Genomic DNA, 11722 nt, shown 5'->3' with positions numbered 1-11722 from the left:
GTATCTCCTTAGAGACGATATTTGTTATTAAAGCACTAAAGGTTGTATGGGTAACAACACAAAAAATCACCGCTAATATAAATATTGTAAGCAGTAGACTAAAGCATAATGTAAAAATCTTAAATCCTGATTGTTTCAATTTATTTAACATCTGCATGCTCCTAATCTCCTCTATGCTTGCCAGATTCACCTCTAACCATGTCCAGATGCGGATTACTAACCCAACCGTTCTTTGCATCATCTCTATTGTCAAACCGCGACACGAAAGGTTTAATATCAAGAAGCGGTGTCCCATCCAGAATATCCACTTCGCTGATTTCCAGTATGTTTCCTTTAACCTTCTCTAATTTAACGATAGAGAGACCAACGGCATTTGGTCTATTGAAATGCCTTATGGAGAAAATCCCATGTTGCTCATCTTCTAAAAAAGGCATTGAGACCAATGAATAGCCATCAGAGAGATGAAAATGATAAATAAGAATGAGATGTGAAAACCCCTCGATATCTTTTAATCCTGGGATATATTGAGGAAACACCTCTACCTCACCTTTTGCATCTTTAGCAAAAACCCCCTGAATAGGTGTGTTTTCCTTTTCAGTAAATTCTGAATGTATAATTCCTATAGGCTTGTATCTTATCTCATCCATATTTTTATTTCTTAAATAAGTGTGGCTTCACAACATATATTTAATATTAATCTTTGCCTACCATAATTTCTGTAGCCTTAACCAAGGCATAAGCTTTATCGCCAACTTTTAAGCCTAACCTCTCAGCTGATGTCCTGGTAACAACGGCAACTACTTCATTTTCTCCTATCTTGAGTGTAATCTCTGCCATAACCTGCCCCAACTTTACCTCTTTGACTTGTCCCGGCAACTTGTTTCTTGCACTTACATCCATAAATACCTCCTACTTTTTATACTTTGGATTTGGATAAACTATATAACCATTTTCTTCCCATATTTTCTTCCCTTTCCTGGAAACCACATAGTTACAAAAATCCTTTGCGGAATCTTTGTCCTTTGAGAATGTCAAAACCCCTATTGGGATCGTCTTTATACAATTTTGCTCTTTCGATATCTCTATTATATCTATCCTGTCTCGTAGCTCCCATAACGAAGATCGCCAGAAGATTGCCGCATCCACAATCCCCTCTGATACAGCTATAACAAGCTGAGGCTCCTCAGAAGCCCTTGATACAATATTTACTTTATTTCTTATCCCTGCATCCTTAAGAATTTTCTCTGCAGCTCTCCCTATAGGTACTACCTTCGGGTCTCCCAGCACAATCTTAATACCCGGTCTCGCAAGGTCCTCCAAGCAAGTTATATTTGCTGGATTGTCCTTCTTTACACCTATTACAGGAATGTGGTAAGCAACCAGCCTTTCAGAACCAGGTTCTATAAATCCCTTCTCCTTCGCCTTGTTGAAAGTAAATAGCGCACCTGGAATAAATATATCACCTTGCTGCGTTATCTCCATTTGGGAAAGCAGATGACCAGCACCCGCATAATTATATACTACCTTAACTCCATGCTCTTTCTCAAACTTAGCACCCAAAATGTTCATCGTTTCCATAAGCCCCGCTCCACTGTACAGCATTATCTTTTTTCCAGTGGAAGACCCATACTTCTTACTTGAATACGCTGTGAAACCACATTCTTTAAATATATTCTTTCCCTCAGAAGATGCAACAAAATCCACAAACCTTTTTGCTATTTTCTTATGTTTAGAAAATGTCAGCCTGCCGATGGGTATTACCTTGATCATATTCTCTTTTTTGGGTATCTCTATAATGTCTGTTTTATCCTCTGTCCCCAGCAATGAGGCTTTCCAGATTATGGATGCGTCAGCCTGCCCCATACACATATAAACTACTAGTTCATTTACCGTCGCAGCGGTGGCAATTACATTCTTTTGCACCTCATCGTAAATTTTGTTTTTCTCTAATATCTTCTTTGCAATCTTTCCACATGCGGCCGCTTTCGGATCTCCCAGGATTACCTTTACCCCGGGTTTTATGAGGTCTTTCAAACTTTTTATATTCGCAGGATTTCCTTCAGGAACTACTATTACCGGTATATGATACGCCACGGGTTTTTCATAATCCACAAATCCTTTCTCTTTTGCTTTTTCAATATACATCGTTGCCCCTGGCATATAGCAATCGCCCTTTTTTGTCAGCTCCATCTGAGACAGGAGGGTATTGGAACCGGCATAATTGTATCTCACAGATACGCCATATTTCTTCTCAAAAGCCCTTCCTATTTTATCCATCGGTTTCCTCATCCCCGCACCACTATAAACAGTGATTACATCTTTTGCCCATCCAGAGCTTGTAAACAAGAAAATAAAAACCAACACATACAAAAATTTAAGCATAAAGCACCTCCTGCAATAGTTCTCAGATTATACCATATTGTCTTAGATTGTCAATGAAAATTACAAAAAAGGACTTTTTACAACTTAAATGGAGTTTATTTCCACATAATCATAGGATAGGTCTGTGGTCCACATCGTATAAGATGCATTACCGGAATAAAGAGAGACCACAATATCTATATCTTTATTCTTCATATATAAAGAAATATCTATTTTATTTTCTTTTCCTCTATCAAAAACCAATTTGCCGCCAACAGAGATGGAGAATCCCTGTTCAGAAAATGTTACACCCGAATATCCCACACAGGCTGCAATCCTGCCCCAATTTGCCTTTTTACCGAATAAGGCTGTTTTCACCAATAAGGAATCTGCAATAGCCCTTGCACATCTCTCCGCTTCTTCTCCATTTTTTGCCTTATCCACTATAATTTTTACAAGCTTTGTTGCCCCTTCTCCATCTCCTACAATCTTTAAGGCAAGTTCCATACACAGCTTTTTTAAGACATCCAAAAATATATCATAGGCTTCATTTTCTTCTTCTATTTTACTGTTTTCTCCTTTACAGGTAGAAAGCAAAAAACAGCTGTCATTGGTAGATGTATCTCCATCCACCGATATACGATTGAAAGAAAAATCTACCGCTTCTTTTAATGCTTTACACAGCAAGTCCCTTTCTATATTCACATCAGTAACGATAAAAGAAAGCATAGTAGCCATATGAGGATTAATCATCCCTGCCCCTTTTGCCATCCCTCCGATATGTGCATCTTCCCCGTCTATCTCAAATTCGTAGGCTACTTCTTTCGTCTTTGTATCGGTGGTTAAAATTGCCTCTGCTGCCAGATGACAATTTTCTTCAGAAAAATCCAGATTTTTTAAAGAAGAAATAATCTTCTCATAAGGTAATCTTTCACCAATGATACCCGTTGAACACACTGCAATATTATCTTTTTTTATATTCAATATTTTGCTGGTTTCCTCTACAACTTTTGTCACCGCCTCCTTCCCCTCTTTGGTGCAAGCATTGGCATTACCACTATTTACAACAATTGCTCTCAACGGTTTATTTTTACTTAGAAGCTCAATATCATACAGAACAGGTGCTGCCTTTACATTATTTTTGGTGAATGTTGCACACCACAGGCAGGGATAATCTGAAAACAAAACGGCTAAATCTAATTTACCATTTTTTTTAATGCCTGTTTTAGCTACTGCCGATTTTATTCCTTCAACCGCAGCTATACCTCTATCAACTCTTTTCATGGATAAAAAGGATAGGGAGTCAATCCTTCTGTTTCTTCAATATTAAACATTATATTCATATTCTGAACAGCCTGTCCACTGGCACCCTTTATGAGATTGTCAATAGCTGATACAAAGATAATCTTTCCGTTTTTTATAAAAGCTCCTATATCACAAAAGTTCGTTCCTCTTACATCTTTTATCTGAGGCACATCTCTTCTTATTCTCACAAACGGTTCATCTTCATAAAACTCTTTTAATATTTCATAAGCATCTTCATCTTTTAACTCTCTATTTATATTTGCATAAATGGTGGCGATAATACCCCTCATTGCAGGAATAAGATGAGGAACAAAGGTAAGTTCTATATTCCTATTTGTATATCTTTTTATCACCTCTTCTATCTCCGGTGCATGTCTGTGACCAGAAATAGCATAGGGATAAAAATTTTCTCCTACCTCCGAAAACTGTAGCTCTTCTCTCAATGTTTTCCCTGCACCACTCACGCCAGATTTACAATCGGCAACGATATCATCTTGTATAACATTTTTCTCAATAAATGGAATGATAGGTAAAATACAGGCTGTAGAATAACAACCCGGATTAGCCACAATCCTGGTTTTCTTTATCTCTCCCCTATAAAGCTCCGGCAGTCCATATACCGCCTCTTTTAAGAGATCCTTTGCTATATGCTCTTTTTCATACCATTTTTCATAGGTATTTACATCTTTTAAGCGAAAATCTGCACTGAAGTCTATTATTTTTGCCCTATAAATTTGCCTGGCAATATCCATCGATACAGAATGAGGAAGGGTTAAAAACACCACATCGCATCCATCCATCTTTTCTGCATCCATCTCTTCGCATTCCATCTCGCATACAGTCTTAAATAGAGGATAAACATCGGCGATGTTCTTTCCAACAAAGGTGCGAGAAGCAATATAAGATATATTTACTTCTTTGTGAGAAGTGAGAATCTTAAGAAGTTCTATTCCTGTAAATCCGCTAACACCAACAATAGCTGCATCTATCATCTACCGCTTGGACCATTGGAAAGAAGCACGGGCTTTCCTTCTTCCGTACTTTTTTCTCTCTTTTTTGCGCGAATCTCTACTCAATAAACCTAACGGTTTAAGTTTAGCTCTCAAATTAGGATCATATTCAACAAGTGCTTTATTCAAACCATGTCTTATCGCTTCCGCTTGCCCTGTTATCCCCCCACCTTTTACGGTGACAAACATATCTACCCTATTCTCTAAATCAACAATCTTTAAGGGATACAATATTTTAAGTATCTCTGCTTTAAGTCCATTAAAATAATCTGACAGTGGCTTCCCGTTTACTTTAATCTCGCCCTTTCCTCCATTGATCCAGACCCTGGCAACAGAAGTCTTTCTTCTTCCGGTAGCATAAAATCTTTGCATTTACACCTCTAATTTTTGCGGATTTTGCGCTTCATGAGGATGATCACATCCCTTATATATCTTTAACTTTTTAATCAGCTTTCTACCCAACCTATTCTTGGGCAACATCCCCTTAACAGCAGACATAAGGATTCTTTCTGGATGTTTTTCAAGCATCTCTTCTGCATTTACACTCTTCAGTCCACTAAAATATCCACTATGTCTATAATAATACTTATCCTGCCATTTATTTCCTGTAAACCTTACCTTCTCCGCATTAATAACTACCACAAAATCACCCGTATCCACATGAGGAGTAAATTGAGGTTTATTTTTTCCTCTTAAAGTATCAGCTATTCTCACCGCCAATTTCCCCACTACTTTATCTGCGGCATCTATCAAATACCAATTTCTTTCAACATCTTCACTCTTAGCAAAAAAAGTCTTCATTTATCTTCACCTCTTTATTAAAAAACACCGTATTTATACAGAAATAAGAAACACTTGTCAAGAGAAAATGCTTTGACCATTTTCTCTTGCAAACTATTTCAATGCGTAAGTGAAGTAGTGGACAAAGTGAAAAAACGTGGATGTGTCTTGTTCTTCTGTAAAAGTAAAGCACATTGATCAATCGTAGTTCCCGTTGTATACACATCATCAACGAGAACCACCGTTTTTCTGTTTATCCTTTCTGTGTTCTTTATTGAAAATGCACCTTTAAGATTATTTAACCTTTGTTTATAACTCAACCCAACTTGAGGCAGGGTATCTTTTTGTTTTATAAGTACATCGTAAGCCACAGGGATGTGAAAAATAGAGGAGAGCTCATGAGCAATTAAATTTGCCTGGTTATAACCTCTTTTCCTTATTTTCTTCGGATGCATAGGCACAGGAATAAGAAAAGAAGCGTCGTTAAAAATACCAGATTCTCTTATTTCTTTTAAAAAAAACCTGAGCAAATGCACAACATAAGGCATGTTTCTGTATTTGAAGGAATATACAATTTCCTTTATTCTCTCATAGGGAAATAAGGAAAATCCCCTCTCAAAAGCTACCCCTTTTAAGCACCGTGCACAAAAAACATTATTTTCATCAGGTAAGGGCCTGGAACATTTCAAACATCTTTTGCCAGAATACGGTTTTACTCTACGAAAACATCTATCGCATAAAATCTTTCTCGCATGACCACCGCACAAAACACAGGCATAGGGGAAAAAAGTATTAAAAAACTCACCTATTATCGCCATCTACCTCTTTTCTGCATCTCGCACAAAATTTTGCCGTAGGCTTAAGAATCAATCTTTCCTTAGATATTTCTGCACCGCATCTATCGCATATTCCATAGGTATTCCTTTTTATCCTGTATAAGGCATCATTTACTTCCTGTAACTCATTTCTTTCCCGCTCTGTGATACTGTAAAGCGTTTCTCTGTTATAAACATAAAGAGAACTATCTCCAACATCGCCTTTGAAGTTTCTTTTTACCTTTTCACTTCTCTCCTTTATCCGTTTTTGCAAGCTTTTCTTCATTACGATCAATGTTTCTTTCAATTGAACAAGCAGCTGCTCATCCATAGGATTCCCCCCTACCTACAAAGCTTTTTCCTCGGCACATCGCTCCACAAATATTCCAACCCATAATACTCCCTCTTCTCTTGAGAGAAAATATGCACAATAACATCCGTACAGTCAACCAATATCCACTCACCGACTTCATAACCCTCTATATGTCTTACCTTCATCCTTTCTTTTAGAGTATAAGCCAAGGCTTGAGCATGTTTCTTAGAAGTTGCGCTACATATCACCATATAATCAAATATGCTTGTATATCTTCTCATATCTAAGGCTACGATATCCTCAGCTGCTTTCTCCTCCAATATATGCGCTATCTCCTTGTAATTAGCTCTAATTAGCTTTTCACTCACCTCTTATACAAACCTCTCTCTTTAATATATTCTACCACATCTTTCGGTGTAAAATAGCTTATACTTCCTCCCCGCTTTATATACAAGCGAATAAATGAAGAAGATATATCAATTTGAGTTACTGGATAGAGATATACAGTGGAAAGCGTGTCAGGAAATGCCCTTTTTCTATCTACTTCTATGTAGCGAACTTTATCTAGTTTATACAATTCATCCTGTATACATTTTGGCCTTATCATAACGATAAATGATATGTTTCCCAAAAGTTCTTCATACTTTTTCCAGGTGCGAATAGATGAAAATGCATCAGTGCCAACGATGTAAAACAGCTCAGCACCTCTATATTTTTCCTTGAGCATTCTTACCGTATCTATTGCATAGCAAATACCATTTCTATGCGCTTCAATATCAGATACCTCAAAATCCGACACATCGGCCACTGCAATTCTTAACATATTCATCCGATCGTGGATAGGAGCAACATCATCTTTCTTGTGGGGGGGTATGCCAGTAGGAACAAATAATATCTTATCCAAACAAAACACATCTTTCACATCCAACGCTACTCGCAGATGTCCTAAATGCACGGGATTGAAAGTACCGCCAAAAATACCTATTCTCATTTCCTTATTTGCCCGCTGCCTAATATTACATACTTATAGATGGTGAGTTCTGGTAGCCCCATCGGCCCTCGAGCGTGTATCTTGTCCGTACTAATACCTATTTCTGCGCCCATACCAAATTCACCACCGTCGGTAAAGCGGGTAGAACTATTCACATATACAGTTGCCGCATCTACCCTATACAAAAATTCCATCGCTCTTTCGTAATTCTCAGTAATAATTGCTTCCGAATGTTGAGATCCATGTTTGTTTATATGCCCAATAGCCTCATCCATATCATCAACAACCTTTATAGAAAGGATAAGATCTAAATACTCCGTATCCCAATCTTCCGCCTCTGCCTCTTTTATTTGAGAAATTATCTTTTTCGTTCTTTCACATCCTCTGACTTCAACGCCTGCTTCCTGCAGTTTTCTTACCATCTTTGGCAAAAACTTCCCGGCGATATTTTTATGCACCAGCAATGTTTCTATGGCATTGCACACGCCTGGTCTCTGCACCTTTGCATTGTATACAATCTCTTGTGCCATGGAAAGAGAAGCAAATTCATCCACATATGTATGGCACAAACCTTTGTAATGCTTGATTACAGGAACGGTAGCGTTTTCTGTTACAAAATTGATGAGCCCTTCTCCTCCTCGGGGAATGATGAGATTGACCAAACCATTCATACGAATGAGATATTTTATAGCTTTTCTATCCACCGAATCAATAAAACCAATACACCCTTCAGGCAACCCTGCCTTTTTTACAGCCTCATTCAATATGCCGTAAAGTATGCGATTTGAATTGATAGCTTCTTTTCCTCCTCTTAAAATTGTAGCATTGCCTGCCTTTAAACACAGACTTGATGCCTCCACGGTCACATTTGGTCTGGATTCATAGATGATACCAATTACGCCAATGGGCACTCTCATCTGTAAAATTTGTAAACCGTTTGGTCTTTTCCATCCACGAATAATAGTTCCTACAGGATCCTCCAGTACACTCACTTCCTTCAAGGATTTGATCATGCCGTTGATTCTTTTTTCAGTAAGGGTAAGTCTATCAATAAACGCTTTGGAAACACCTTCTTGTTCAGCCTCTTTTACATCTTCTTTGTTGGCCTCATTTATTTCTCTTCTCTTTTCATCAATAAGCTGAGCCGCAATATTCAACGCCTCATTCTTTCTCTCTGTGCTTACATTTGCCAGGTAAAAACTTGCCTCTCTTGCTTTTTTCGCTATATCCCTTACCATTTGTTCAAGCATCTTCTTCTCCCACAAGCACCATATTATTTCTATGCACAACATCATCGGAATATTTATATCCAATGACGGATTCAATCTTCTTTGAATGCAGTCCTTTTATCATCTCTATCTCTTGAGAATTATAATTGGCTATACCCTTGGCTACAATCTTCCCATTATATACAACATCTACTGTGTCTCCCCGTTCAAAAATTCCTTCTATTTTTTCTATACCAGAAGGAAGAAGACTCTTCCCCTTCTCACAAACTGCCTCTCTTGCTCCTTCATCAATAAATATTTTTCCCTTTTGTAATGTAGTTCTTAGCCATACTTTTTTTGATGTAAGATTATTCTGTTTGGGAACAAAGGTCGTACATCTCGCTTCACCGTTCAATATCTTTCTTAGAATATTTTCTTTTTTACCGTTGGCAATGACAGTCATCTTACCTTCTTCAGCCATTCTAAATGCCATCTCCATCTTACTTTTCATTCCCCCGCAACCAAACCTCATAGAACCGAAAGCAAACTTTTCTATCTCTCCTTTCTGTGAAAACTCAACAAGCGGCAAAAACTTTGCACTCTTCTTTTTAGGATCAGCCGTAAAAAGTCCATCTACATCAGTGAGAACAATGAGTGTGTCCGCTCCTATAAGACCGGTGATATATGAGGAAAGATTATCATTGTCTCCAAATTTCAATTCCTTTATTACCACTGTATCATTTTCATTCACTATGGGAACAATATTCCAATTCAATAGGAGAGATATTGTATTTCTCGCATTAAGGTATCTCCTGCGATTGTATATATCATCAGCGGTAATAAGTACCTGTGAAACATGCAAATTGTAAGAATAAAACATTTCCTGATAGAGCTTCATCAATTCCACCTGGCCGATAGAAGCGAATGCCTGCCTTTTTACTATATCTACAGGCACCTCTTTTGAGCCTACAGAGAAAATACCGCATGCTACCGCACCACTGGACACAATAACTACATCTTTGTCTTTTTCTTTTATTAAATATGCCACATCCCCAACTAAATTAGCCAAACACCTTCTATCTATCTTATCTTCTTGAACGATAACAGAACTGCCTATCTTAACAACTATTTTCTTTGACTGTATATCCATCCTAAAACTTGTTCAATCCCCAATTTTTTTAATGCACTTATGGAAAAAACATCACACTGTATCTCTCTTTTTATTCTATCCCCTATATTTTTCTCTTCTACCAAATCCATTTTGTTCAAAACCACACAGCTTTTCTTTTGCGACAACTTTTCACTGTAATTTTTCATTTCTGTAATCAGAATATTATATGTTTTCTTTATCTCCTCAAAACCATTAGAAGCATCAATAATCAATAGAAGAAATGTTGTCCGCTCAATATGTTTCAAAAATTCTAAACCCAATCCCTTTCCTCTGCTTGCCCCTTCAATAATGCCCGGAATATCAGCAACGATAAAATCATCTTCTTTATATGTCACATAACCTAAATAAGGACTAAGTGTAGTAAATGGATAAGGAGCAATATTGGGCTTAGCTCGAGAGATAACACTTAAGAATGTGGATTTCCCCGCATTAGGCAAACCCACCAATCCTACATCAGCAATGAGTTTTAGCTCCAAAGACAGCTCTTTTTGTTCTCTTTCCCCGCCTTTTTCACTAATGCGCGGTGTCCTATTAGTAGCACTTTTAAAGGCTGCGTTTCCTCTTCCACCTTTCCCGCCACGAGCAACAACAACACATTCCTCTTTTAGAAAATCGTGTAAAAGATTGTCTCCTTCTTTGACTACTGTCCCCAATGGTACATCTATTATCACATCCCTGCTGTTTGCTCCTGTTTTATTATTAGAACCGCCATTTTCCCCCTTTTTAGCTTTAAAAAAACGCTTAAATTTAAAATGATAAAGAGTGTTGACATTCTTTCGGCTGCAGATTACTACATCCCCTCCCTTACCTCCGTTACCGCCGTCTGGCCCACCCTTGGGCACAAACTTCTCACGGCGAAAACTAACAGCACCATCGCCGCCAGCACCTGATTCTACATATATCTTTGTTCTATCTATAAACATCTATGGGGCAACACTGATATACTTTCTATCTCCCTTGGTGAGAAATTTTATCTTTCCCTCTTGAGTAGCAAATAATGTATCATCTTTCCCTCTTTTTACATTCTCCCCCGGATGAAACTTTGTTCCTCTTTGTCTTACTATTATCTCGCCTGCCTTCACCTCTTGACCGTCTCCTCTCTTTACACCCAGTCTTCTACCGACACTATCTCTTCCATTTCTACTACTGCCCATTCCCTTTTTATGTGCCATAAAAACCTCCTATAGAATTTTTACGGCCAAATCACAGATTTGTGCCATAAAAACCTCCTAACCTACGATGCTCTCAATTTTAATTCGCGTGATAGATTGCCTATGCCCCTGCTTTTTCCTATATCCCTTTCTTCGCTTAAATTTAAACACTATGATTTTCTTAGCCTTACTCTGACGAACTATCTTTCCTATAACTTTTGCCCCCTCTACATAAGGCTTGCCTACCTTGTACACATTTTCACCACTTATCAATAAAACCTTATCCAATTCTACCTGTGCACCACCCTCTGCCTGTATTTTCTCTACTTCAATCTCGTCTCCTTCTCTAACCATGTATTGCTTACTGCCTTCCTCTAAAATGGCCAACATATTACTACCTCCATACAAATTCGCCTAAAAGTTACAAAATATATACATATTTGTCAATAACTACTGTTCGTTGATTTTTTGTGTGGTTACTGTTCTGGAAACACAGCCCTTTGTTTTTGCTTCTTTTTTGATTATTTTTTACTTTTTATCTAACACGAGGGTCTACACCTTAATTCTCCTGTAAATATGTCTTAAGGTTTGGGCTCAGAGGGAATAAAAGGGTCAGG

General features: G+C 37.8%; 16 protein-coding genes. All 16 read right to left on the bottom strand.

Annotated features, from left to right (window positions below; translation table 11 throughout):
- Positions 1–161: 161 nt before the first annotated feature.
- Positions 162–647 (bottom strand): tRNA (N6-threonylcarbamoyladenosine(37)-N6)-methyltransferase TrmO, encoded by a 486-nt coding sequence (gene tsaA, locus J7J10_03050; protein MCD6129911.1) that lies wholly within the window; start codon positions 645–647, stop codon positions 162–164.
- A gap of 46 nt (positions 648–693) precedes the next feature.
- A complete protein-coding gene (locus tag J7J10_03045) occupies positions 694–900 on the bottom strand; it encodes a TOBE domain-containing protein (GenBank protein ID MCD6129910.1) in 207 nt (68 codons plus the stop codon).
- A 9-nt stretch (positions 901–909) separates the two neighbouring features.
- Positions 910–2382, bottom strand: coding sequence for a molybdate ABC transporter substrate-binding protein (gene modA / locus J7J10_03040; GenBank protein ID MCD6129909.1), 1473 nt, complete (start codon positions 2380–2382; stop codon positions 910–912).
- 84 nt (positions 2383–2466) lie between these two features.
- Complete coding sequence (gene argJ, locus J7J10_03035) at positions 2467–3645, bottom strand: bifunctional glutamate N-acetyltransferase/amino-acid acetyltransferase ArgJ (GenBank protein ID MCD6129908.1); 1179 nt, start codon at positions 3643–3645, stop codon at positions 2467–2469.
- Positions 3642–4658, bottom strand: coding sequence for an N-acetyl-gamma-glutamyl-phosphate reductase (locus J7J10_03030; protein ID MCD6129907.1), 1017 nt, complete (start codon positions 4656–4658; stop codon positions 3642–3644). The genes argJ and J7J10_03030 overlap by 4 nt, the downstream gene beginning before the upstream one ends.
- A complete protein-coding gene (rpsI, locus tag J7J10_03025; protein MCD6129906.1) occupies positions 4659–5048 on the bottom strand; it encodes a 30S ribosomal protein S9 in 390 nt (129 codons plus the stop codon).
- On the bottom strand, positions 5049–5477 hold the full coding sequence (gene rplM / locus J7J10_03020) for a 50S ribosomal protein L13 (GenBank protein MCD6129905.1): 429 nt from the start codon (positions 5475–5477) through the stop codon (positions 5049–5051). It lies immediately after the preceding gene.
- Positions 5478–5575: 98 nt separating this feature from the next.
- A complete protein-coding gene (locus J7J10_03015; protein MCD6129904.1) occupies positions 5576–6274 on the bottom strand; it encodes a ComF family protein in 699 nt (232 codons plus the stop codon).
- Complete coding sequence (locus tag J7J10_03010) at positions 6258–6602, bottom strand: TraR/DksA family transcriptional regulator (protein ID MCD6129903.1); 345 nt, start codon at positions 6600–6602, stop codon at positions 6258–6260. The genes J7J10_03015 and J7J10_03010 overlap by 17 nt, the downstream gene beginning before the upstream one ends.
- Before the next feature lie 11 nt (positions 6603–6613).
- On the bottom strand, positions 6614–6937 hold the full coding sequence (gene rsfS / locus J7J10_03005) for a ribosome silencing factor (protein ID MCD6129902.1): 324 nt from the start codon (positions 6935–6937) through the stop codon (positions 6614–6616).
- An 11-nt stretch (positions 6938–6948) separates the two neighbouring features.
- Positions 6949–7575, bottom strand: a complete 627-nt coding sequence (gene nadD / locus J7J10_03000; protein ID MCD6129901.1) for a nicotinate-nucleotide adenylyltransferase — start codon at positions 7573–7575, stop codon at positions 6949–6951.
- Positions 7572–8825: a glutamate-5-semialdehyde dehydrogenase gene (locus J7J10_02995; protein MCD6129900.1), complete on the bottom strand. Its 1254-nt coding sequence runs from the start codon at positions 8823–8825 to the stop codon at positions 7572–7574. Before J7J10_02995 ends, nadD begins: the two co-directional genes overlap by 4 nt.
- Complete coding sequence (gene proB / locus J7J10_02990) at positions 8818–9933, bottom strand: glutamate 5-kinase (protein MCD6129899.1); 1116 nt, start codon at positions 9931–9933, stop codon at positions 8818–8820. Before proB ends, J7J10_02995 begins: the two co-directional genes overlap by 8 nt.
- Positions 9909–10877: a GTPase ObgE gene (obgE, locus tag J7J10_02985; protein ID MCD6129898.1), complete on the bottom strand. Its 969-nt coding sequence runs from the start codon at positions 10875–10877 to the stop codon at positions 9909–9911. The genes proB and obgE overlap by 25 nt, the downstream gene beginning before the upstream one ends.
- Entirely contained in the window at positions 10878–11126 is a 249-nt protein-coding gene (gene rpmA / locus J7J10_02980) for a 50S ribosomal protein L27 (protein MCD6129897.1), read from the bottom strand.
- 57 nt (positions 11127–11183) lie between these two features.
- A complete protein-coding gene (gene rplU / locus J7J10_02975) occupies positions 11184–11495 on the bottom strand; it encodes a 50S ribosomal protein L21 (protein MCD6129896.1) in 312 nt (103 codons plus the stop codon).
- Positions 11496–11722: the final 227 nt, after the last annotated feature.

Source organism: Deltaproteobacteria bacterium, assembly GCA_021159305.1.
Lineage (GTDB): Bacteria > Campylobacterota_A > Desulfurellia > JAGGSF01 > JAGGSF01 > JAGGSF01.
Note: the sequence above shows the minus strand (reverse complement) of the source record. Positions and strands in the feature narration are given on the sequence as shown.